Below are 22,783 nucleotides of genomic sequence, written 5' to 3'. Positions count from 1 at the left end.
TAAGGATAGCCGCAACGTAGTATGGCGTTCATGGTTTCGATAGCTGTGATCACCATCTCAGACCGCTGCGCTCGGGGGCTCAGCGAGGACGCATCCGGCCCGCTTGCTGCAAAGCTGCTTGCGCAGGCAGGAGAAGTAGCCCCCGTGACGATCGTCGAGGACGACATAAACGCGATTCAATCTGCGCTTCTGCGAGCAATCGATGAGGGAGCCGAGTTTGTATTCACCAGCGGCGGAACGGGCTTAACCAGCCGAGACGTCACCCCAGAAGCAACGGCTTCGCTCATCTCTAAGCGCGCTGAGGGTGTCGAGGCGGCTATTCGCAACAATCCAAAGGTCGCTACCGCTGCACTTTCGAGGGGCTTGGCTGGGGTGGTTGAGCACGCTGGCAAAAGAGCATTCGTGGTAAACGCACCCGGTTCACCAGGCGGGGTTCGCGACGCCATTAAAGCGGTGAGCCCGATTCTGGCGCACATCGGAGATCAATTATTAGACGGCGACCATAATCCGCATGCACTAGCCACCAGATTAATTCAGAACACCGCTAACCTTGAGCACGCAGACGCCGAGGTGGTCAGCGCCGCAGTGGACGAAAATAAGATCGACGTCGAGGCCCTGGCGCGAAGCGTACGAGACGAGCGTGCAGGCGCCACGGCGATTTTTGATGGCAGGGTCCGAAACCACGACGATGGAAAATCCGTCGATGGTATCGAGTACGAAGCCCACCCCAACGCCACTCAGGTGGTTTCCAAGATCGCCAACGAGCTGGCAGCAGGAAGCGGAGCGATAAAAATCGCGGTTTTTCATCGCACAGGGAAACTCAAAATCGGCGACGTGGCCTTCGCAGCCGCAGTTTCTGCCGCGCACCGCAAAGAGGCATTTTCTCTTCTGGAGAGGCTGGTTGAGCGTGTGAAGCAGGAGCTACCAGTCTGGAAGAAGCAGAGTTTCAGCGACGGCTCGACAGAGTGGAAAGGCAGCGCGTAGTACCGGCGAAGACGTGCCCTAGCCACCGGCGAAGACGTGCCCTAGCCACCGGCGAAGGGTGGGAGGACGTCTAGCGATCCACCTGACACCTCGTCGCCATCGTGCAGCTGTTGGCCGTTTAGCATCAGAGCGCAGACTCGAATCAGCTTGCCGAACTGCTCAGGCTTACCTTCTTCCAATAAATTCCTGAGGGTAGCCACGGAGCAGCTATCGGGGATCGAGATAACCTCGCTTCTCGTCCCAGCGAAATCGGCCGCGGCGGCGAAATAGCTGACGCTAAGTTCCATTCGATTGTCTCCTATCCCCCGATGGCGCTCATGTTTCGCTTTGGCTTCAAGAATGATGGATCGTCAATTCCGTGCCCAGGCTGTTTGCTCCACATATTTTCTGCCCAAGCACCGGCTATATCTGCGTCGCTAGCACCGCTACGGAGCAATCCACGCAGATCGGTCTCGCTTCGCGCAAAAAGACAAGATCGAATTTGGCCGTCCGCGGTGAGCCTCGTGCGATCGCAGTCTCCGCAGAACGGCCTGCTGACCGAAGCGATGATGCCGATCTTCCCCGCCGGATGCTCGTCGCCTGCGGTAACGTCCCAATATTTCGCTGGCGAAGATCCACGCTCTGATTCTGGACGCATTTTCAAAGTGAATTCTTCGCGAAGTTTACTCAATATATCCTCACACGTGATCATCTTTTGACGTTCCCACGCGGTGCCTAGCGGCATGAATTCGATGAATCGAAGCGTGTAACCGTTCTTCAACGCGAGCTTGACGAGATCCGGCGCCTGATGATCATTGAAACCAGGGAGCAAAACTGCATTCAGTTTGATTGGGCTAAGGCCAGCGTCGTGAGCAGCTTGCGCACCCGCTATAGCGTCGGCAAAACGATCTCGCCTAGTCAGTATCTTGTAATCGTGAGAATTCGCGGCGTCCAACGAGATATTTACCCGTTGCAGACCAGCCTCTGCGAGCTTCTTCGCTCGGTGGGCCAAACCTAACCCGTTAGTGGTCATCGAGATCTCTAGCTTTTCACCATCTTTTTTTCGCAGATTAGCCGCTTCTGCGATAATTTCTTCTAGATCTTTTCTCAATAAAGGTTCGCCGCCGGTAAAACAAATCTTTTCTATACCTAAAATTTCGACGGCTATTTTAATTAACCTAATTAATTCAGAAGAAGTCAGAATTTCATTTTTGGGCCTAAACGAAACGCCCTCGGCAGGCATGCAGTAGGCGCAGCGCAAATTGCAGCGATCGGTCACAGAGACCCGCAGATCTCGAGCGACACGGCCAAACCTATCGACCAGTCGCATCGGAGCGTTGACCACTGCAGTCATCTAATTCCTAACTTAAAAATCCGAATTTAACCTTACCCCGAATCAATAAACTGCTTCTATCATTTTTAACACAATAAAAATCAGGCCCAAATGTCTTGTGGGCAGGCAAAGCTAAAGAGATTTTCCACCGGGCTCACACTTTTTGAGTTCTTCGCATACAAGACATAAATTAAGCAAAAAGAACGAAAATTAGTAAACAAACGGGCGCACGAAAATCTGAGCTCTACGACCAATTCAGGTCGAAGCCGAGAAACTCGTGCGCCCGAAAAATATTTAGTCGCGAGTCAGCCTACGGTGACGGGAGGCGTGCGGACGAGCGGCCTCCTCGCCCAGACGCTCTACCTTGTTCTTCTCGTAGTCGTCGAAGTTGCCCTCGAACCAGAACCACTTCGGATCGTTGCCGTCCTCACCGTCGCCTTCCCAGGCGAGAATGTGGGTGGCCACGCGGTCGAGGAACCAGCGGTCGTGGGAGATGACCACGCCACAGCCCGGGAACTGCAGAAGAGCATCCTCGAGGCTAGAAAGCGTCTCGACGTCGAGGTCGTTAGTCGGCTCGTCAAGCAGCAACAGGTTTCCGCCCTGCTTCAGCGTAAGCGCCAGGTTCAGCCTGTTGCGCTCACCGCCCGATAGCACGCCGGCAGGCTTCTGCTGATCGGGGCCCTTGAAACCGAAGGAGGCGACATATGCGCGAGAAGCCATTTCGAAGTTGCCGACCTTCAGGTAGTCGAGGCCATCGGATACGACTTCCCAAACCGTCTTCGACGGGTCGATGCCTGCGCGTCCCTGGTCGACGTAACTGATGTCGACGGTTTCGCCGACACGCAGCGAGCCTGAATCGGGCTGCTCGTCGCCGACGATCATCTTAAATAAGGTCGACTTACCGACGCCATTGGGACCGATGACGCCAACGATGCCCGCGCGGGGCAGGTCGAAGCTAAGGCCATTGAAGAGCAAGCGATCGCCGAATCCCTTGACCAGATCGTTAGCCTCCAGAACGACATTTCCTAGCCTCGGACCGGCGGGTATGTTGATCTCGCTGGTGTCGATCTTACGGAAGCGTTCGGCCTCCGCTGCCAGCTCTTCGTAGCGAGCCAGACGCGCACGGTTCTTCGCCTGTCGAGCCTTCGGCGAAGACCGCACCCACTCAAGTTCGCGTTCCAAAATCTTGGCCCGCTTGGCGTCCTTCTGGCCCTCAATCTTGAGGCGCTTCTTCTTAGTATCCAGATAGGTCGAGTAGTTACCTTCGTACGGGTACAGGCGGCCACGGTCGACCTCGCAGATCCAGTTAACCACGTTATCCAGGAAGTATCGGTCGTGGGTTACGCACAAGACCGCGCCCGGATATGTCTTCAGGTGACCCTCGAGCCAGGCCACCGACTCGGCGTCGAGGTGGTTAGTGGGCTCGTCAAGCAGCAGCAGATCCGGCTGCTCCAGCAGCAGCTTGCACAGCGCAACGCGGCGGCGTTCGCCACCGGAAAGCACGTCGACGATGGTATCGGCGGGAGGACAGCGGAGAGCATCCATGGCCTGCGCGAGCTGCGAATCGAGGTCCCAAGCGTTGCGAGCGTCGAGCTGTGTCTGCAACTCGCCCATCTCGGCCATAAGAGCGTCAAAATCGGCATCGGGATCGGCCATCTCGGCGCTGACCTCATTGAATCGGTCAAGCATGCCCTTGGTCTCAGCGACACCCTCCTGAACATTTTCAAGGACAGTCTTGCCGGGGGTCAGCGGAGGTTCCTGAAGCAGGATTCCGACAGTTGCACCCTTTGCAAGGTTCGCGTCGCCGTTGTTAATCGGCTCGATGCCCGCCATAACCTTCAGAAGAGTCGACTTGCCAGCTCCGTTAGGGCCAACGACACCGATCTTGGCGTCGGGAAAGAAAGACAGCGTAACGTCATCGAGGATCAGTTTTTCACCGACCGTCTTTCGGACGTTGTGCATGGTGTAAATAAACTCAGCCACTACGTACGATTCCTTTGTCTGTAAATAGAAGTCTTGTATTCAATTATGCCAGGGCAAACCGAGGCGTCTAAAAGTTAGACACCTACTCTTTGACTCGGATCGGGAGTTCGCCACTCCTGAATCTTTTTTGAGCCCTGCCTGTTTGGCGAAAGCGTGGCAATTCGAGCCTTGATTTGCGAAATCAGGCGACGGAAAAAACCCCGAATGTTTTCGGGGATCCAAGGCAGAGCGCGGTAATCGGTGATCGCCTTTGGACGGTATTTTTCGACGGTGAGAATAAGGTCGCGCTGCCTCTCCAACGACCAGGCATCAACCAGGCCCCTGGTCTCCGCATCGCGCAAATAGGCAAGTTCAGTTATGGAGCGCATGAGCCGCCAAGTCGCAGCGCAGACTTTGGGCCCGCTCAGCACGGCGACGATGGAGATTTTCATTCTGCCGAAGAAGCTCGAGTAGACTCTAGGATCGTTTTGGCTAAGCCACCCCATCTTGACGAAGTCCTCGAGACGGCTCCTGATGTTTCGGGTCTGGTGAACGTACCTTGTGCAAAGATAGATGACTAACGCGAGCACGCCCACCCAACCGCAAATCGACGCGACCTTGGCGGAAAACCCGACCGACATCAGACCGTTGAACATCATGTGCCCAAGCACCGCAACAAGGTAGCCCGCGACAGGCGCCAAAAAGCGCACGAGTTTGGATCTGTTAACCAGTCCAACCATAAACCCCAAGGCGGCAATCGATGTGAAAAGCGGGTGACCGAATGCAGTCGCAACGCCGCGCATCAACACAAGAGTGTTTAGTTCTTTCAGCGGATCCTCGCCGGAGATGTTGGCAGCGAACATGTACGAACGCAGGTAGTAAACGATATTTTCCACGAAGGCGAAACCGAGCGCGGATAGCCCGGCCATCGTCACCAGTTGGTGAACCGCGACTAGCCTCCTGCGCAGAAATATGGCTAGCCAAAAAACGATCGTCAGCTTCGCGGCCTCTTCGACAAACGGCGCCGAATAGATGGCGGCACGAGCGCCCTGAGAGGGGTCCACTGGGCCCTGGGCATTCATCAGCGCGCCGGCCCATGTGTTGACTATCGAGGAGATGGATACGGAGACGCTGGCTCCCCAACCGAACGCCACCCATTTCATTGCCCAGGGGGTCGGGCGGATTCGGTCTAGCAGGATGAATGCAACCAGGAAACAAATTGCGGTCGGCACCGCTTTACCGGTAACGAGTAGCAGCGCCTCGTTAATGCCCGACCAGGTGATCACGACGGGAGAGCCTGCCTCCGACGTCACCCTAGAGATCTCAGAGATCAGGTTCGAGCCCATGCTTCTGTATGTGACGAAGAGCGAAACGAAGTAAAAAATGCTCAGCGCGATAACAAACCACAAATAATGGTTTCGGACTATGCGCTGCCAACGTTTTAGACCGGGTTTTTCGGCAAGCGGCAAACCGTTTCGCACTCGCCTAGCTTGCGCTGCGGGGCTCAGATCAAGCACTCCTGCACGCGACGCGGACATGACGGATTCAGCTGCACCAGCTCCAATGGTTCTAACCGTCTTCTTTGGCTTCTTAGATGGGCGCCAAATCTCTGCGTCAGTCACAATTCCAACACTAGCGGGCGAGAGAAAAGAAAGATTAATGGCGGCCCGGGTGGGAGTCGAACCCACGCGCGACAGATTAGAAGGCTGCTGCTCTATCCTCTGAGCTACCGGGCCAGGCAACAAGTCGATGGTAATAGCCCGAAGAGTTTTTTGCCAGCGCTGGCCACCACAGCGTGCGCTTTTTTCGGGAGTAGTGTAGGGATCGTGAGTGAAAATATTGTTTGGATCGATTGCGAAATGACCGGCCTCAGCCTGAAAGACGACGCCTTAATTGAGGTGGCGATCTTGGTTACAGATGGCCAACTTAACGTTCTAGACGACAAAGGCATCGATCTGGTCATCAAGACCGATCAGGAAAAGCTCGACTCGATGAACGACTTTGTTCACGATATGCACGTAAAATCCGGGCTCCTTGAAGACCTGAAAACCGCCACCCTAACCATGCAGGAGGCGGAACAGCAGGCGCTCGAGTACATCAAAAAATTCGTGCCGGCTGCCGGCAAGGCTCAACTCGGGGGTAATTCCGTGGGCAACGACAGGAACTTCCTGGCCCGCGACATGCCCGAACTTGAGGACTACTTGCACTACCGCAACATTGACGTAAGCACGATCAAAGAGCTGGCTAAGCGCTGGTTCCCGAAGGCCTACTACGCCTCACCTGCCAAGAATGGTAACCACCGCGCCCTAGCGGATATCCAGGAATCCATTGAAGAATTGCGCTACTACCGAGACGCGGTTTTCGTCGAAGGCAAAGGCCCCAACACCGAGGCGGCTAGGGAAATCGCCGCTAAGCACCAGGGCGAAATCACCGGTTTTTGAGAAATACTTCGCGGCGATTTTTCAAAAACGGAAAACCGGGCTACTCTATACGAGTTGCCTGATGCGCCAGACGTATTGAACGATCGGCGCCATGGCCGCTGATGTGTGGACATGGTGGGTGTAGCTCAGTTGGTAGAGCACCTGGTTGTGGTCCAGGTTGTCGCGGGTTCGATTCCCGTCACTCACCCCACGCATATCTCTCCTGCTTCCCCCCTCTGACGTTTGATCAATTACTGGTCTGGCGTGCGATAATTATCGGGTGAGTGCATTGCAAAACTGCTTTAACAAGGCACGTCGAAAAATTGCCTTCGCTGCCGGAGATCTGGCCGCCTGGGCTTCGAAGGCAACCGGCAGAGGCACAGGAGCGAGTATCCGAGGCGCTGTATTAAGCAAAATCGCCCCGAACCTTTTCGACGACCTACTCAAAGACAAGCGTATTGCCGTCGTCACTGGGACCAACGGCAAAACGACAACGACGCACCTTCTTGCTGCAGCAATGCGCGCGAAGTTTCCAAACGTCGCGACCAACTCGGATGGCGCGAACCTTAAACACGGAATCGTCTCCGCGCTTTCGCAAAACTCGAAAGCCCCGATCGCCGTCTTGGAGGTAGACGAACAGGTGGTGCCGTACGTTCTGGAATCCAAGAACGTCGAAACCCTCGTGATGCTGAACATCAGCCGCGACCAGCTAGACCGCCACCACGAGATCAACTCGATCGGTAAGCGCTGGCGCGACAAGCTGATCGAACTCGGAGAAGACTCCCCCATAGTTATCGCCAACGTCCACGACCCTCTAGTCGTTTGGTCTGCCAAGGCGGCACCAAAACAAGTTTGGGTTGATATGGGGTTGAGCTGGGAGACCGACTCGACGCTGTGCCCCGAATGCGGTTCGATTCTCGAGTACATGAAAGTCGCCGAGGGTAAACCTAACCGCTGGGCTTGCCCAGAATGCGGGCTCAGCCAGCCTGAGGCAGACGTTATTGTCGACGGCGAAAACGTGATTTTCAAAGATGGTCGAAGCGTTGAGCTAAATCTTTCGGTTCCGGGCCGTTTCAATCGTGGTAACGCGGCCTGCGCGCTGGCATCCTGCAGCATATTCGGCGTCGATTTAGCAGATGCCAGCCATGAGATGACCAAGGTGGTCTCTCCTGCCGGTAGGTTCTCAGTCGGCGCCTTCGATTACGAGACCCACACCACTAAGGCAAGGCTGGCCCTAGCGAAGAACCCTGCGGCATGGGCGGAAAACATGCTCATCATGAAATCCGATCCAGTCATTTTGGTCATCGATTCGGCGATCGCGGACGGCGCTGACGTCAGCTGGCTATGGGACGTAGATTTCGAGCCGCTACGCGGAAAGCGCGTGATAGTCTCCGGCCCACGCTGCGCAGACCTGGCTGTGCGTCTCAGCTACGCCGAGATAGACCACGAAATCATTCCGGGAGCCAAAGATGCGCTAGAGGGTCCGTTCGAGACCACGGTAGACGTGTTAGCCACCTATTCTGCTTTCCTACAGCTATGCCACCTGGGCGGAGTTGATGTTTCATGAGCCACAAAATCGTAGTTGTTTACCAATCCCTGCTGGGCATTTACGGCGACCAAGGTAACGCGCAGGTTCTGACCAAGCGCCTGCAGTGGAGAGGCATAGACGCCGAGCTGGTCGTGGTTGAACCTGGTCAGGAAGTGCCCACGGACGGATTGATTTATCTGCTTGGCGGCGGCGAGGATCGGGCACAATCTGCTGCGGTCGCAGAGCTTAAAGCAGATGGTGGCATATTCCGCGCGCTAGACGCTGGCGGCATCCTTTTTGCGGTCTGCGCCGGTTATCAGATTTGCGGAAAGACTTATACCGTCGGAGGCCGCGACGAAGTCAAAAAAGGGCTGGGCTTGCTGGACGTGGAGACCCGCAGGGGCCCGCAGCGGGCAGTCGGAGAGATTCTGACGAGCTGGCAGGCGCCCGATGGCGCTTCCCACCTGATTACTGGCTTCGAGAACCACGCTGGCTACACGAGTCTCGGCTCAGACGCCAAACCCGTCGCCAAAGTCGAGATTGGCATTGGTAACGGCGACGGATTCGATGGCGCACAGCAAGGGCAAGTAATCGGCGTCTACCCGCATGGGCCGATCCTTCCACGCAACCCGCGATTTGCGGACTACCTGCTAGAGAAAGCTCTAGGCCACGAACTCCCGGCTCTGGATCATCCTGTAACCGCGGAACACAAGATGCTTCGGGAGCGCAGAATTCACGTGGTGAAGACCACTAAAGACAGGGCCAAACAGACCCGCTAGTGAATCGCGGGAATCTGCGTCGTCTCTGAGGAATAATCCTCTGGGGCGTGGACGACGAACTTCGGTTGACGCTGCTTCACAGGCTTAGAGACTGGCTCTTCTTCGCCCTCTTCTGGCGAATGTACTGCCAACATGCTCATTGTGCGTTCGCCCGGGTTTATTGCCGTAATGGCCTCGGTCGCCTCGTCGATCTTGACCGCAACCATCCTGGCTGTGTTGGCGACGCTAACCACGACGATCTTGAACCTATCGGGCTGCCAGCCGAACATTCTCGCCACATAGCAGGACAAAGCCGTGGCTAGGAGGGCGAGTTGGCTGCCCGAACTAAAAGTAACTGCGGAATCGCGAGCCATGACAGCCCAGCCGAGCCATGCTGCCTGGATCAGACTGCCGAATATTAAATACCCAGGCGAAACGCCGCGAAGGCTGTGCTCGGCGACGATCGAGTAAATCATCGCCGACAGACTGATCGACTGCGGAATCATCACCGCCAGTCCGAAAGCAAGCGGCCCGAGCAAGACGTCTACCGCGATGAGGATAGATGACAAAGCTAGAGGAACCAGCATCACACGCATAATGCCTAGGCTGCGCTTGCTCTTGATGAAGAAGAGGATTGCCGCATTGCAAAGACCGATCAGCAAAGAATTGATCGCAATGTTGGCCGATGCGGCAAGGACCGCGTGGGTTACCCAGGCTATAGAGCAACCGACAGCGAGCTGCCAGGCAACCAGCGAGAGGCCCGCCACGCTCTTAGCGCGCACGACCTTCAGCAGCTGAGGCGCACTAAACCCCGCACCTATGATTGCGACGACCCAACCATAGATTTCGAGCACACCCATTTGATCTCCGAGTGAACGTTACCGACTGGACAATCTCATCGTCGCTCTAGAAAGAGAACGAACAAAATTAGAAGCTGGAAGTTGCACCGACTAGTCGATGTGCTTGAGCATCTGCCAACGAGTGGTGTAAAGCTCCGCGAGCTCCAGATCGGCCGCTGCAGCCTCATCTACGAGCACGATGGCGCTCGGGTGGAGCTGGAGGACGGTCGAAGGCCATTTGGCGCTGACGGGGCCCTCTACGAGCTGCGAAACGGCCTCGCGCTTGGACTCGCCAAAAGCCAATAGCAGCAGGTTCTTGGCCGACATGATCGTTTTCAAGCCCTGCGTGATGCAGGTTTTCGGAACCTGGTCGGAATCGGACTCGAAGAACCGGGAATTATCGGCCAGGGTCTGGCTCGCGAGAACCTCGTGGTGCGTCTGGGAGTTTAACGAACCGCCAGGTTCGTTAAAACCGATGTGGCCGTCGGCGCCGATGCCCAGAATCTGGAGATCGACTCCTCCCGAAGCCTTAATTGCAGCCTCGAAGTTGATGGCCGCCACGTCGGGGTCTGGGTGAGAAACGTTAGGGGTGTGCAGGTTTTCGTTGGTAAGGCCAGTCTTGTCGTCGCCAACAAGTTCCTGCTTCAAAACGTTGCGATACAGCTGCGGGTGATCGAGATCCATGCCGACGTATTCGTCGAGAGCAAAGGCCAGGGAATTGTGCAGCGAGAACTCTCCCCTAGCGTGCGCATCGCGCAAGTGGGCGTAGAGCTTCAACGGAGTCGAGCCCGTCGCAAGACCAAGAGTTGACGCGGGCTTGCGGCTAAAGAAATCGACAATTATGTTCGCGCCTTCTTTTGAAGCCTCATCTGCGGTCTTGAAAATCCCTACTCTCACCGGTTTCCCCTTTTTTCAATCATTAAATCAAAAAACCCCGGCAGTTTTTGCTACCGGGGTCTCACATCGTACACCGCCTGGGACTCGAACCCAGAACCCATTGATTAAGAGTCAATTGCTCTGCCAGTTGAGCTAGCGGTGCGCGCGGGAAGTAACTATAGCGTGCCTTTTTTCAGATGCAAAATCGAGGGTTTTGCAACGGTTGCTCAGCTACTTCCACAGGCGTGAAACTGCCGACAAAGCGCCCAGACCAGCAGCCAAACCACCGGCAGATAGCAGGACAGTACCGACGTTGTTCCACTTAACGCCCAGATCGTCCACAAAGAAATCCTTGACTCCGCTCGCAGCATCACTAACGGTTTTCTTAGCCGCAATCTTGGAATCTTCTGCGGACTGCTTTACCGACTCTTTGACGTTTTCTTTGACAGCCTGCGGATTTACCTGAGAAGCAAGATCCTCAATTCCACCCATCAGGTTTGCTCTGGTCGCAGCGATCCTCGCGCGGATCTGTTCGGTGTTGTCATCAGCCACGATCTTCCTCCAAGTATCTATCGGGACGACGTCTAGCTTAATTGCTTTTTAAGCCTACCCGTAACTAGCTAAACTATCTGGCATGACTGACCTCAAAGTTGGCGACACCGCCCCACAGTTTTCGCTTGAAGCCCACGACGGGAACATCATCAAGCTATCCGACTACAAAAGCCGCAAGGTTATCGTCTATTTCTACCCCGCTGCCATGACGCCGGGATGCACGGTCGAGGCGGTCGATTTCAGCAATGCAAAGAGCCAATTCGACGGGGCAGGTGTGGACGTCATCGGGATTTCCCCGGACACCAAAGACAAGCTGACCCGCTTCATCACTAGAGACAACCTGGACGTCACGCTTCTCGCCGATCCCGAAAAGGAAACGATCAAAGCCTACGGCGCATGGGGTGTCCGGAAGATCTACGGCAAAGAGGTGACTGGCGTTATTCGCAGCACGTTCGTCGTAGAAGTTGACGATAAAGGCGTTGGAACGATCGTTGAGGTACAAAGAAACGTGCGCGCCAAAGGCCACGTATCAAGAATTGGCGCAGCTTTGGGTTTGAAGCTAAATTTGCCCTAAGCTAGTCAAACGCACCGGAGTGGTGGAATTGGTAGACACGCAGGATTTAGGTTCCTGTGCTTAAAAGCGTGAGGGTTCGAGTCCCTTCTCCGGTACCCCTGAAGGTTCCTTCATTCAAGGATCACTCATGATTTGTTCCGGCGAGGTTTACGACGGTGAAGGAAATATCGTCGGCCGAGGACTCCACTTAGAAAACGGCCGCATAGTTTGCATTTCCCAGGCCAAAATTTCTGCTGCCCAATCCGACTACAGCGGCCGATACATCGTGCCAGGTTTTGTAGACACTCATTGCCATGGCGGCGCAGGTTTTTCTTTTTCAGACAACTACGAGCCAGACCAAATTGCGGCTGCTATTCGGGTACACCGCCTTAACGGGACAACCGCGCTCATTGCCTCGCTCGTTTCTTTGCCAGACCCGATGCCTCAAATTCAGGCCTTACTGCCCTTCTGCGAAAGCGGAGAGCTGGCCGGAATCCACCTAGAGGGCCCATATGTGAATCCGGAAAAATGCGGTGCTCAAAATCCTCACGCACTGCGGAATCCAGACCTCACAGAACTGCGAATTTGGCTTCAGGAGGCGAAGGGCTGGATCAAAACCATGACTCTAGCTCCGGAACTTCCCGGAGCCGCTGATGCCGCAAGGTTGCTCATAAAGTACGGCGCACGCCCATCCTGGGGGCACACGAACGACACGGGAGCTGCCACCAGGGCCGCGTTGACGCAAATTTCCGATTTAGCCGATTCAAAGATCCTCCAGACCGTGACGCATCTTTTCAACGCGATGCCCCCGTTGACGCACAGAGCCCCGGGGCCGGTACGCGAATTCATTCGAGCGGCAAAGCTTGGCTACAGCTGGCTGGAAATTATCGGAGACGGCGTCCACGTCGACTTAGATTTAGTTGGTGACGTGTTGGAATACGTCGATAACGCTTATCTGGTCACAGACTCGGCCGCAGTAACCGGAAGCGAGCAGGGAGAACATCTACTTGGTGGATTACCCGTCGAACTGAGGGATGGCGGATGCTACCTCACCAGAACCGAAACCCTTGCAGGCGGCGCAAGTACCATTGCGGATCAATTCCGAGGATTATCCGAAATTGATTTTTCGAGATTAATCAGGGCGTGCGTTTCAGTTCCAGCCAATGCGTGTGGAATTCAAAACGATATTGGGGTCACATTTGATTTTTCGATTAGTTCTTCTCCGAACTTTCTAATTCTCGACGACGAGCGCAATATTTTACACGTGTTTAGAGATAGCCAGTTGGTCAGGTAATCAGCAAAGTGTATTTCGCCCCCGGGATATATTTGAGGTATGTCGAAGAAAAATTCCAAAGGAACGCCGGCAACAATCGCGCTTGAAAAAGCAGGCATAAAGTTCGACATCCTCAGCTACGAGCACGACAGCGACCAAACTCACTACGGCGAAGAGACATGCAAGAAGTTGGGGTTAGACCCAAGATCAGTATTAAAAACCCTGATCGTAGATCTAAACCCAAACGGCAAGCAGAAATTAGCAGTCGCAGTAGTTCCCGTTGCCGGCATGTTGGACCTAAAATCTGTCGCTAAAAATTTCGGCGTCAAAAAGGCCGAAATGGCTAATCCGAAAGACGCCGAAAGATCTAGCGGATATGTAACCGGAGGCATCTCCCCACTAGGGCAAAGAGCTAAATTACCGACCCTCATCGACGCTTCGGTAGAAAGCCTAGAAAAAGTATATTGCTCCGGAGGCAAAAGAGGTTTTTCTCTAGTCCTAGACCCTAAAGATTTGGCAAGCGCAACTAATGCAAAATTCGCTCAACTTGGCCGAGATAATTATTTTCATAACTGAAAAGTTGAGGAGGTGAAATGAGTGGTTATCTGCAACACTATCTAGTTGATTCGGCGGATATTCCAGAACGAACAACCTGGGACGTAACCAGCCTCCGAGAGGCGGGTGAAATGCGCATGAACTCCGAAGGATTTTGCCCTAAGATAGCGGTGCAAAACCTCAGCATCAAAGCTGCTGACCACAATCTTGTCCTCAAAATTTTGACTCCAATCGGGATACCAGCAGACGCCCCGCTAATCATCGCCCCGCACGGCAGAGGATACGTTTCTGGCCTTGTTCAGCAAGACGACGACAGAATTGCACGATTAGCGTTAGAACAAAACTGCCATATCATCTCCCTCGAATATCGCAGGGCACCAGAAAATCCTTATCCCTATGGCAGGGACGACTGTTCAGCCACGATCAAGTGGGCGTTGGAAGCTCAAAAAGGCAGCCCTATCTTCGGCTTCGGCGACACTGCGGGAGCCAGAATCTTCTGGGGCGGCCTCATAAAGCATCTGAGGGATGGCGGCGAACCCATCTCGGGGTTCATCTGCCTGGAACCATTCGTCGATCCGTCGCTGAATGCAGAATCAATGCTGACAGACAAAGACGGTCCGGTGTGGACAAGGCAGGCTGCGTTCCATGCGTGGCAGGCTTACTTGGACGACGCCGATCCGGAAAAGGTCTTCCCACCCATCGAAGACCTTGACAACATCGAATTGCCACCGTCGTTTTTCGTCGTCAACCCCGTAGACCCGCTGAGCGACGAGGGCGTCCGGTTCGCAATGGACATGGTTGACGTCGGGGCGAAAGTAGAGTTTCACATGTATGAGGGCACATTCCGCGGCTCTCTCGGAGAGCCAGGGCCGGTTTGGGACGAGCTTAATAAAGACATCGCAAAGTTCATCGCCAAATATTCCTAATCTTCGTCCCTTTGCCAGCGCATGGGCAAAATCGCGGGACGAGTCATCAACGGGTCATCCTTCAAGATTGTCCGGACTCTTCCGGGGCCGGTCCTTCGGGTCTCGAACCGAACCCCGATCGACTTTCGGCTGGTGGCCAGAATCCATCCCCGACCGAATTCTTCGTGCTCTATTTCTGTGCCGATTCGCCAACCATCCGTGCTGAATCTTCTGAGCCTGCCCTCGGAAACGAAAGTGTGTTCTGCCGGCTCGCTTTCCTCGATCCAGAAAAGCTCCTCTTGAGCAGCCTCGGTAAAATTGGAAACGCCGATGCCCAGGAGCCGAATCCCCTGCTCTATCTCTATGCCATCCAAAAGCCCCTTAGCGATCAGCGCGATCCGCTCGCAGTTATCGGTGGCTCCGGCGATGGTTCTTGAACGCGTGTAAGTGGTGAAGTCCGCGAGGCGAGCTTTCAGCGTAATTGTTTTTGCGAAAAGTCCCGCTTTGAGCAGCCTCTTGGAAACATCCGCAGCATCGCGATCAACGAATCCGTCTAGTTCTGCTCTATCGGTTACGTCGACCTCGAAGGTGTCTTCCGTCGAGATCGACTTCGCGGCCCTAACCGAAACGACCGGGCGATCATCCCTACCGAAAGCTAGCTGCTTCAAGCTGTGTCCAGCGGCTTCTCCCAAAGCGCGTACGAGCTCTTTTTCGGATGCCTTCTGCAGATCCTCAACGGTCTCAATACCCAACCGATTCAGTTTGATGGTTGTGGCGGGACCGACGCCGGGAATCGCCTGCACTTTCATCTCCGAGAGAACATCAATTTCGGTTCCCACCGGCCAGACCTTGTAGCCGTTCGGCTTGGCAGCCTCGCTGCCCAATTTTGCCATCAGCTTGCTGGTGCCGATCCCGACCGAAGCGGTTAATCCCTCAGTGCGGATAAATAGCTGGGCGCGCAGCCTCCTGGCAAGCAGTTCTAGATCCTGAGGATTTCGGCAATCTATTCCTCCCGCGGCTAGATCTACGAAAGCCTCGTCGATGCTGAGGGGCTCGATGATCGGAGAAAGCTCTCTGAGTAGATCCATCACGATTCGACTGGACTGTTTATAAGCCTGTCTGCGTCCAGCGAGAAAAACCGCATCCGGGGCAAGCCTTCTTGCCTCCGATGCAGACATCGCCGAATGTACACCTAGCTTGCGCGCTTCGTAGCTAGCAGTCGCTACCACACCCCTCGTACCGACACCGCCGACGATAACCGCTTCGCCTCTAAGCGAGGGCTTATCCCGCTGCTCCACAGCCGCGAAAAACGCGTCCATGTCGAGGTGAAGGATCGATGCCTCAGAGCGCACGTCTATATGTTACGAAATCGAATTCGCTTCTGGGTTCTCTGGAGACTTCCTGCCATTGTACGCCGAGCTCGGGGAAAGTTACGGTGCCCTCTGCGTCTTTAGGCACCTCTGTCAGGTCGATTTCGTCTAGGTAATCCATAGCAGCCCGATAAATCTGTCCCCCGCCTAGGACGTAAGCGACATCTGCGCGTTTGCTAGCCTCTCCAATGGCCTCTTCCAGGCTGGAAACCGCAATTGCCCTTGGCGTTCCTTTTTTGTCTAGGGGAAAGTCTAGTTTCTCAGGAGTTCTAGTAATTACTATGCTGAAGCGCCCAGGCAGCAAACCCATCGAATCAAATGTTTTGCGTCCCATGATCAGCGGGTGCCCCATGGTGACGCGCTTGAATCTGGCGAAATCCTCGGAGAACTTGAATGGTTGATCGACTCCGTCGCCAATCACTCCGTTTGCAGCGACGATAGCTATTGCTATCAGTTTCACGGCTTGACCACGATCTTTCCGTAGAAGTCTCCGCTTGCTAGCTTCTCCAAAGCCTTGTCAGCTTGCTCGAGCGGGAAGGTGCTGTCGATAACAGGCTCGATGCCCTTCGCAGCCATGAACTTCAGCATGTCTTCCAACTGTTCCTTGGTGCCGAAAGTGGAACCGATCACCTGAAGCTGACGGAAGAAAATTTTCGTCAGCTCAGCCCGCTCGGGAGCATCTCCAGTAGTGGCCCCACAGACGATGATCTGTCCTCCCGGACGCAATATATTCACCGAGTGAGACCAAGTAGCTGCTCCCACGTTGTCTATGACGACGTCGGCTTTCTCGGGGAGCCTCGCGCCTGGCTCGAAAGCTTCTTCGGCGCCCAGATCTATCGCCCTGGCACGCTTTTTTTCGCTGCGGCTGATCGCCCAAACGCGAAGCCCTGCGGCGCTTGCCAATTGGATGGTAGCGGTAGCGACTCCACCGCCTGCACCCTGGACGACAACCAACTGGCCAGGCACCAGATTGGCCTTACCGAAAAGCATCGCGTAGGCGGTCAGGTACGCTGTGCCGACGCTAGCTGCAACTTCCCAAGACATGCCCTCTGGCTTTGCGACGAGGTTCTGCTTCGGCACAGATATGTATTCTGCGAGCCCGCCATCGTACTTCTCGGAAAGCAGCGTGCGACGTGGATCTAGCGTCTCGTCGCCTCTCCACCCTTCTGAAGCGATCAGACCGTGAACGATGACCTCACTACCGTCTTCGTCCACCCCCGCGGCGTCGGTGCCCAGAATCATCGGACATTGTTTTTCGCTGAGGCCTATCCCGCGAAGAGAGAACAGGTCGTGATGGTTGACGGAGGCCGCCTTGACCTTAACCTTCGACCAGCCCAGTTTCGCTTCTGGTTCGGGGCGCTGTCCAACGGTCAGCGCGGAGATCGGATCGTCATTGTTTACGGTGTGTGCGAAAGCAGCGAGCATAATTTTTCCTTTTATACCGCGATCGGCGCCTTGATGGGCGGGTGCGGATCGTAGTTTTCAACCTTGATGTCCTCGAGCTCGAAGGCATCGATCGCCTTCACGTCAGGATTCAGCCAAAGGCTCGGTAGGCTTCTCGGCTGCCTGGAAAGCTGCTCGCGGACCTGATCGAAGTGGTTCAGATAGATATGGGCGTCGCCGAAAGTGTGGACGAAGTCTCCCACCTCGAGATTGCAGACCTGAGCGACCATGTGAGTGAGTAGCGCGTAGCTGGCGATGTTGAACGGCACGCCGAGGAAAAGATCCGCGGAGCGCTGATAAAGCTGGCAGCTCAGCTTGCCCTTCTGACCGTCTTGGCCGGGAGCCACGTAGAACTGGAAGAGCGTGTGGCACGGCGGAAGCGCCATGTCCTCCACTTCGGCGACGTTCCACGCTGAAACTATGTGGCGCCTCGAGTCTGGATTGTTCTTGATCGAATCGATCACCTTGGCGATCTGATCAATGTGTTCGCCGCTAGGTGTGGGCCAGGATCTCCACTGGTATCCATAGACGTGGCCCAGATCGCCATTCTCGTCTGCCCACTCATCCCAGATGTGGATGTTGTGATCGTGCAACCATTTAATGTTCGTGTCGCCGTGCAGGAACCAGATGAGTTCACCGAAGACTCCCCTAGTGAAGACCTTCTTGGTGGTCAACAGCGGAAAGCCATCGGAAAGATCGAAACGCATTTGATAGCCGAAAACGCTCTTCGTTCCTGTGCCTGTGCGGTCGGTTTTTACCACGCCGTTATCCATGACGTGGCGCAACAGATCAAGATACTGCTTCATCGGTTCTCCTTTTCTGGGCTCAGGCCTTCGGTTTTTGGTCCAGCCCGAGCATCTGCGCCAAGACCGGAAGAATCTGGCGAAGAGCCTTGCCCCTGTGGCTTATTGCGTCCTTGTCCTTGCTGGACATCTGAGCGGTGGTCAGGTTGCCTTCCTGCTCGTCCGCGATGAAGATGGGATCGTAGCCGAATCCGTTCTCCCCGAGTTCTTCAAAAGTTAGCCTACCTGGCATTTCTCCTCGCACGGTTTTCTTGCGGCCATCGGGCATGACAATTGCTACTACAGAGACGAACTGGGCAGTCCTCTTCTCAGCCTCGACGTCGTCGATCTGGGCCAGCACCAAATCCAGATTCGCCTGGTCGTTGTGCCCGGGCCCAGCCCACCTGCTAGAGCGCACACCGGGCATTCCACCCAAGGCATCCACGCACAGCCCGGAATCGTCGGCGATGCTCGGTAGTCCGGTTCTGCGGGCCCCCTCCGCAGCCTTTATGAGCGCATTGCCCTCGAAAGTCCACTCGGTCTCTGCGGGTTCAGGGTACTCCGGGACGTCGTGCAGGCTAACGATTTCGATGTCCAGGCCGGCTTCCTCGACGATTCTACGCAGCTCGACGAGCTTCTTGTCGTTGTGAGTAGCCAGCAAAACCTTGCTTGTCACGAAAGCACCTCACGCTGCATGACGGAAAGCTCGCTGCAGCCCTTCTCGCCCAGTGCGAGCAGTTCATTTAGCTGTTCGCGGTCGAAGGGGTCGGCTTCCGCGGTTCCCTGGATCTCCACGAACCTACCATCGTCAGTGCAAACGATGTTCATGTCGACGTCCGCCACGGAATCCTCAACATATGCGAGGTCCAACATCGGGGTGCCGTCTACGATCCCGACGGAGATCGCGGAGACAGATCCCGTTAGTGGATCACCAGCAAGCATCTTGCGCTCGCGCATCCACTCAACCGCATCGTGCAAAGCGATGTAAGCGCCTGTAATGGATGCCGTCCTGGTGCCACCATCTGCCTGCAACACGTCGGCATCAATAGTTATGGTGTTCTCGCCTAGAGCTTTGTAGTCGATCACGGCGCGCAACGAGCGGCCGATTAGGCGACTGATCTCGTGGGTGCGACCACCGATCTTGCCTTTGCGAGACTCGCGGGAGTTACGGGTGTTTGTTGCCCTTGGCAGCATTTCGTACTCGCTGGTTACCCAGCCCAAGCTGCTACCCTTCCTCCAGCGCGGCACCCCGGCCTCAACAGATGCAGCGACTAGCACTCGAGTTGCACCAAATTCCACCAGCACAGAACCCTCTGCATGGTCCAGCCAGTTACGGGTAAATTTCACTTTGCGCAGTTCATCAAACGCGCGACCATCTTCTCGCTTATCCACCCTTCTAGAGTAGCCTTCGCGAAAAGGAATTTTCGAGGCCTAAAGTTCGGCCTTCTCAACTCGACTCACAAAGTCGCCGACTAGTCGCGATCCCAAACCGGCGAATTTGCTTGGGTCCCCCGTAGTGAAGAAACGATGCTCTGCGCTCCTATCGGGTTCTGCATCGCGCAATCCCTCAAGCTTGGTCAATATTGCGAAAGCCGAGCGAGCGCACTCGTCAGAGCTTGAGACCAGCGCGACCTCTTCGCCCATCACATAGCTGATCGCTCCAGAAAGCAGTGGATAGTGAGTGCAGCCCAGGATAAGCGTATCGACATTCTTTTCCTTCAGCGGCTGCAGGTACTCGCGAGTGACCTCCAATACCTCATCGCCGCTGGTAATGCCTTCTTCGACGAATTCCACGAAACGCGGGCAAGGCTTGGAGTATAGCCTGACGTTGGACGCTGCTAGTGCATCGAAATAGGCCCCGGATTTGTCGGTCGCGGTAGTCGATATGACTCCAACGCGCCCATTCCTGGTGATTTTTGCCGCCCTTCTGGCAGCGGGAATGATTACGTCGACAACTGGGACGCTATAACGCTCGCGGATGTCCCTGAGCGCGGCAGAAGACGCGGAGTTGCATGCCACGACCAGCGCCTTAACGCCTTGATCCATCAACCAATCGAGGCCCTCGAGGGCAAACTTCCGCACCTCCGCGATTGTTCGGGGCCCGTACGGCGCTCGAGCCGTGTCCCCGAGATAGATGATGTCCTCATGCGGCAACAGATCGGTGACTGCTCTTGAGACGGTCAACCCGCCGAACCCAGAATCGAAAATACCGATTGGCAGCCGGGAATCTATCTTTCCGACCGCCGGGAGAAGACCTGTTGAAAGCTCGCTGGACATAGTTCCTATTCACAAACCGCTAGCAGGGATTCCTGGACGAACCCCAACCATTCATAAATAGAATAGGCGAAAGATCGCGGATCATCTTGACCGATTTCCGCAAGAGCCTCTGCGTCCGTGCTGGTGCTGATGCCCAGCCGCACTGCCAAAGCTAGGCGCAGGCTGGTCAGGGTCTTCAACCAATATCCGAGGTGCTCGCCCGGCACCGAGCAGACCCCATCATCGGAGCAGTTATCGGCCAGGTCGGAGAGCATCGCGCGTAGCCCCGCCACCTTGTCTTCAAAAATGCTAGGCGCGCTGAAGCGCTGGAAATCAAAATTGGCCTCCTCATCGTCGAGGTAGGCGGGTGGAAAAAGCCGCTTTATCACCGGATCCGCATGGGCAAAATACGTCGGATCGTTGAGCTGCATGCTCGAGGTGAATTGCCGATCTAACTCTGCGAGGATTGCGTCTTCGCCTTCGCAGCAGGAGTTATTAGAGCCAGCATCGCAGCAACAATCACCTAATTGCTGACCTGGCTGCAGGAAGCAGGAATCGTCGGTGATTAACCCCAAGAGCTGGCACAGCAGGCTTCGCAGAATCTCTATTTCTGCCGGCTCGAAGCGGCAAACCGTCGCCTCGCCCACCCGTTCGAATGCGTGCATCAAGCACCCCGATCCAATGTTGCCCAAAGGCCGTATTGGTGCATCGCTTGCACGTCGCGTTCCATGGCTTCGCGGACGCCGCTGCTGACTGCCGCCTTGCCCTCCATGTGAACCTGCATCATCAATGTCTCGGCCTTCGCATGGTCGTAGCCGAAGTAGGTGCTGAAAACGTGAGCCACGTAACTCATGAGGTTTATCGGGTCGTCCCAGACCACGGTCACCCAAGGTTTATCGGCGAGCAGAGTCGACTCGGCATTCGGGCGCACCGACGTCGCGCCGATTGATAACTGCTCGTTAGTCATACCTCTATTCTTATAGCCCTGGTCAAAATCTGGACTCGCCTTGGCTAAAAGCCGCCAGTTCGCAAGTAAAATCGCATTCATGGCATCAACAGCACTGCTGACAGACATGTACGAGCTGACCATGATCAACGCAGCTATGAAGGCCGGTATGGCGGATCTGCGTTGCACCTTCGAGTTATTCCCCCGCAGGCTCCCATCCGGACGTAGCTACGGCGTTGTGGCAGGAGTTGGTCGCGCTCTCGAGGCGCTAGAGAAGTTCAGGTTTGGCCCGGAAGAAATAAAGTTCCTGCGCGAGAAGTCGATCGTCGATGACGAAACTGCCGACTGGCTGGCCAACTTCAAGTTCAGCGGCGACATCACAGGCTACCCAGAGGGAGAGCTCTTCTTCAGTGGTTCCCCCGTGGTCACCGTTGAAGGTGGCTTCGCCGAGTGCGTGATTTTGGAGACTTTGCTGCTTTCTATCTACAACTTCGACTCAGCAGTCGCCTCGGCAGCATCCCGCATGACACTGGCGGCCGAGGGCCGTCCTATCATCGAAATGGGCGGCCGCCGCACCCACGAATGGGCAGCCGTTGCGGCAGGACGCGCGGCCTGGGTCGCCGGTTTCGGATCGAGCTCCGACCTAGAGGCTGGCCGTAGTTGGGACATTCCGGTGAGCGGAACAGCAGCACATTCCTTCACGCTCCTTTTCGACGACGAAGAAGAGGCCTTCAAGGCACAGTTGGAGACCATGGGCGCTCACACCACACTGCTAGTGGACACCTATGACGTGGACGAGGCGATCAAGACCGCAGTAAAACTTACCAACGGCAAATTGGGCGGCATCCGGATCGATTCGGGCGACCTGCACACGGAAGTTAAGCGAGTGCGCAAGCTGCTAGATTCGCTCGGCGCGACCGATACCAGAATCATCGTCACGAACGATTTGGACGAGTACCAAATCGCGGCGCTGCGAGGCGCTCCCGTAGACGGCTTCGGGGTCGGCACATCGGTGGTAACCGGCTCCGGGCACCCAACTTGCGGAATGGTCTACAAGCTGGTCGCTAGGGCCAGCTCGGCTGATCCTGACGGCCCTCAAAAGCCAGTGCACAAGAAGTCCAAGAACAAGAACACCATCGGTGGGCGAAAGTACGCAGTCCGTCAGATTGACGAAAACGGTCGTGCAGAGGCCGAGGTCATCGGGGTCACGGTGGCACCAAGGGCAGACTGCAACGACAGAAACCTGACCGTCGATCTGGTTCGCGGCGGGGAGATCGTCGGCAAAGAGCCTCTTTCGCTGGCACGCAAGCGCCACGAAAAGGCCAGGGCCGAGCTTCCTGAAAAGGCATGGAAGATTAGCCGCGCGGAACAGGCCATCCCGACCGTCATCATCGATGAGGACCGCCAGGTCAGGGATAACCCCTACCTGGCGGGTAAGCAGCCCGATAACCTGTAAATAAAAAAATAGC

Annotated in this window: 25 protein-coding genes and 4 tRNA genes; 11 read left to right on the top strand and 18 right to left on the bottom strand. The window is 55.6% G+C overall.

All coding sequences use genetic code 11. The annotated features are described in order from the left end of the window. Positions 1–30: 30 nt before the first annotated feature. Complete coding sequence (locus tag G556_RS0102505) at positions 31–984, top strand: molybdenum cofactor biosynthesis protein MoaE (protein WP_036915697.1); 954 nt, start codon at positions 31–33, stop codon at positions 982–984. A 41-nt stretch (positions 985–1,025) separates the two neighbouring features. Here the strand turns inward: G556_RS0102505 and G556_RS0102500 are convergent, their stop codons facing one another. The 5 genes from G556_RS0102500 to G556_RS0102480 form a co-directional block, all read right to left on the bottom strand. Beyond that, a complete protein-coding gene (locus tag G556_RS0102500; protein ID WP_024110631.1) occupies positions 1,026–1,271 on the bottom strand; it encodes a MoaD/ThiS family protein in 246 nt (81 codons plus the stop codon). A gap of 11 nt (positions 1,272–1,282) precedes the next feature. Then, the gene (moaA, locus tag G556_RS0102495) at positions 1,283–2,317 is read right to left on the bottom strand and encodes a GTP 3',8-cyclase MoaA (RefSeq protein ID WP_028821637.1); all 1,035 of its coding nucleotides are present in this window, start codon (positions 2,315–2,317) and stop codon (positions 1,283–1,285) included. Between the two features lie 273 nt (positions 2,318–2,590). After that, positions 2,591–4,279, bottom strand: coding sequence for an energy-dependent translational throttle protein EttA (ettA, locus tag G556_RS0102490; RefSeq protein WP_016456387.1), 1,689 nt, complete (start codon positions 4,277–4,279; stop codon positions 2,591–2,593). Positions 4,280–4,353: 74 nt separating this feature from the next. Continuing rightward, positions 4,354–5,880, bottom strand: coding sequence for a PrsW family intramembrane metalloprotease (locus G556_RS09975; protein ID WP_051176555.1), 1,527 nt, complete (start codon positions 5,878–5,880; stop codon positions 4,354–4,356). Between the two features lie 38 nt (positions 5,881–5,918). Next, positions 5,919–5,994, bottom strand: a tRNA-Arg gene (locus G556_RS0102480). Between the two features lie 90 nt (positions 5,995–6,084). On the opposite strand from G556_RS0102480, the gene orn reads away from it, so the two are divergent. The 4 genes from orn to G556_RS0102460 all read left to right on the top strand — a co-directional run bounded on the left by orn (position 6,085) and on the right by G556_RS0102460 (position 8,985). Continuing rightward, positions 6,085–6,699 carry an oligoribonuclease gene (gene orn / locus G556_RS0102475; RefSeq protein WP_028821636.1) on the top strand — a complete coding sequence of 205 codons (615 nt, stop codon included), beginning with the start codon at positions 6,085–6,087 and terminating at the stop codon, positions 6,697–6,699. Positions 6,700–6,813: 114 nt separating this feature from the next. After that, positions 6,814–6,889 (top strand) — tRNA-His (locus G556_RS0102470). Positions 6,890–6,958: 69 nt separating this feature from the next. Further along, positions 6,959–8,245, top strand: coding sequence for a Mur ligase family protein (locus G556_RS0102465; RefSeq protein WP_051176554.1), 1,287 nt, complete (start codon positions 6,959–6,961; stop codon positions 8,243–8,245). Beyond that, positions 8,242–8,985 carry a type 1 glutamine amidotransferase gene (locus G556_RS0102460; RefSeq protein ID WP_028821634.1) on the top strand — a complete coding sequence of 248 codons (744 nt, stop codon included), beginning with the start codon at positions 8,242–8,244 and terminating at the stop codon, positions 8,983–8,985. Before G556_RS0102465 ends, G556_RS0102460 begins: the two co-directional genes overlap by 4 nt. On the opposite strand, the gene G556_RS09970 is transcribed toward G556_RS0102460, so the two are convergent. The 4 genes from G556_RS09970 to G556_RS0102440 form a co-directional block, all read right to left on the bottom strand. Then, on the bottom strand, positions 8,982–9,824 hold the full coding sequence (locus tag G556_RS09970) for a PQ-loop domain-containing transporter (protein ID WP_036915449.1): 843 nt from the start codon (positions 9,822–9,824) through the stop codon (positions 8,982–8,984). The two genes, G556_RS0102460 and G556_RS09970, sit on opposite strands and share 4 nt — an antisense overlap. A 90-nt stretch (positions 9,825–9,914) precedes the next feature. Beyond that, positions 9,915–10,700 carry a glucosamine-6-phosphate deaminase gene (locus tag G556_RS0102450; RefSeq protein WP_028821633.1) on the bottom strand — a complete coding sequence of 262 codons (786 nt, stop codon included), beginning with the start codon at positions 10,698–10,700 and terminating at the stop codon, positions 9,915–9,917. 69 nt (positions 10,701–10,769) lie between these two features. Further along, positions 10,770–10,842: transfer RNA gene (locus G556_RS0102445), tRNA-Lys, on the bottom strand. Between the two features lie 68 nt (positions 10,843–10,910). Continuing rightward, on the bottom strand, positions 10,911–11,231 hold the full coding sequence (locus tag G556_RS0102440; protein WP_028821632.1) for a DUF3618 domain-containing protein: 321 nt from the start codon (positions 11,229–11,231) through the stop codon (positions 10,911–10,913). 82 nt (positions 11,232–11,313) lie between these two features. Between G556_RS0102440 and bcp the strand changes: the two genes are divergently transcribed. From bcp to G556_RS0102415, 5 genes are all read left to right on the top strand, one after another. After that, positions 11,314–11,805 (top strand): thioredoxin-dependent thiol peroxidase, encoded by a 492-nt coding sequence (bcp, locus tag G556_RS0102435; protein WP_028821631.1) that lies wholly within the window; start codon positions 11,314–11,316, stop codon positions 11,803–11,805. 13 nt (positions 11,806–11,818) lie between these two features. After that, a tRNA-Leu gene (locus G556_RS0102430) sits at positions 11,819–11,900 on the top strand. 32 nt (positions 11,901–11,932) lie between these two features. After that, a complete protein-coding gene (locus G556_RS09965; RefSeq protein WP_036915446.1) occupies positions 11,933–13,078 on the top strand; it encodes an N-acetylglucosamine-6-phosphate deacetylase in 1,146 nt (381 codons plus the stop codon). Positions 13,079–13,117: 39 nt separating this feature from the next. After that, on the top strand, positions 13,118–13,633 hold the full coding sequence (ybaK, locus tag G556_RS0102420; RefSeq protein WP_028821630.1) for a Cys-tRNA(Pro) deacylase: 516 nt from the start codon (positions 13,118–13,120) through the stop codon (positions 13,631–13,633). Positions 13,634–13,650: 17 nt separating this feature from the next. Then, positions 13,651–14,538: an alpha/beta hydrolase fold domain-containing protein gene (locus G556_RS0102415; protein ID WP_028821629.1), complete on the top strand. Its 888-nt coding sequence runs from the start codon at positions 13,651–13,653 to the stop codon at positions 14,536–14,538. Here the strand turns inward: G556_RS0102415 and G556_RS09960 are convergent. Genes G556_RS09960 through clpS form a run of 9 tightly spaced genes read right to left on the bottom strand, consistent with a single transcriptional unit; the run spans position 14,535 to position 21,335 of the window. Then, positions 14,535–15,869 (bottom strand): DNA polymerase IV, encoded by a 1,335-nt coding sequence (locus G556_RS09960; protein ID WP_036915444.1) that lies wholly within the window; start codon positions 15,867–15,869, stop codon positions 14,535–14,537. The two genes, G556_RS0102415 and G556_RS09960, sit on opposite strands and share 4 nt — an antisense overlap. Next, positions 15,859–16,347 (bottom strand): dihydrofolate reductase, encoded by a 489-nt coding sequence (locus tag G556_RS0102405; RefSeq protein ID WP_016456454.1) that lies wholly within the window; start codon positions 16,345–16,347, stop codon positions 15,859–15,861. The genes G556_RS09960 and G556_RS0102405 overlap by 11 nt, the downstream gene beginning before the upstream one ends. After that, positions 16,344–17,312: a zinc-binding dehydrogenase gene (locus tag G556_RS0102400; protein ID WP_028821628.1), complete on the bottom strand. Its 969-nt coding sequence runs from the start codon at positions 17,310–17,312 to the stop codon at positions 16,344–16,346. Before G556_RS0102400 ends, G556_RS0102405 begins: the two co-directional genes overlap by 4 nt. Before the next feature lie 11 nt (positions 17,313–17,323). Next, positions 17,324–18,136, bottom strand: a complete 813-nt coding sequence (locus G556_RS0102395) for a thymidylate synthase (RefSeq protein ID WP_024110971.1) — start codon at positions 18,134–18,136, stop codon at positions 17,324–17,326. 19 nt (positions 18,137–18,155) lie between these two features. After that, a complete protein-coding gene (gene rdgB, locus G556_RS0102390; protein WP_016456457.1) occupies positions 18,156–18,788 on the bottom strand; it encodes an RdgB/HAM1 family non-canonical purine NTP pyrophosphatase in 633 nt (210 codons plus the stop codon). Then, positions 18,785–19,504 (bottom strand): ribonuclease PH, encoded by a 720-nt coding sequence (rph, locus tag G556_RS0102385; protein ID WP_028821627.1) that lies wholly within the window; start codon positions 19,502–19,504, stop codon positions 18,785–18,787. The genes rdgB and rph overlap by 4 nt, the downstream gene beginning before the upstream one ends. Before the next feature lie 39 nt (positions 19,505–19,543). Next, complete coding sequence (gene murI / locus G556_RS0102380) at positions 19,544–20,389, bottom strand: glutamate racemase (RefSeq protein ID WP_016456459.1); 846 nt, start codon at positions 20,387–20,389, stop codon at positions 19,544–19,546. Between the two features lie 5 nt (positions 20,390–20,394). After that, on the bottom strand, positions 20,395–21,033 hold the full coding sequence (locus tag G556_RS10950) for a DUF2017 family protein (protein ID WP_028821625.1): 639 nt from the start codon (positions 21,031–21,033) through the stop codon (positions 20,395–20,397). Next, complete coding sequence (gene clpS / locus G556_RS0102370; RefSeq protein WP_024110604.1) at positions 21,033–21,335, bottom strand: ATP-dependent Clp protease adapter ClpS; 303 nt, start codon at positions 21,333–21,335, stop codon at positions 21,033–21,035. Before clpS ends, G556_RS10950 begins: the two co-directional genes overlap by 1 nt. Before the next feature lie 79 nt (positions 21,336–21,414). Between clpS and G556_RS0102365 the strand changes: the two genes are divergently transcribed. Continuing rightward, positions 21,415–22,770: a nicotinate phosphoribosyltransferase gene (locus G556_RS0102365; protein WP_028821623.1), complete on the top strand. Its 1,356-nt coding sequence runs from the start codon at positions 21,415–21,417 to the stop codon at positions 22,768–22,770. The last annotated feature ends 13 nt before the right edge of the window (positions 22,771–22,783 follow it).

It is taken from the genome of Propionimicrobium lymphophilum DSM 4903, assembly GCF_000423485.1.
Lineage (GTDB): Bacteria > Actinomycetota > Actinomycetes > Propionibacteriales > Propionibacteriaceae > Propionimicrobium > Propionimicrobium lymphophilum.
This window is presented reverse-complemented; position numbering and strand designations above follow the sequence as displayed.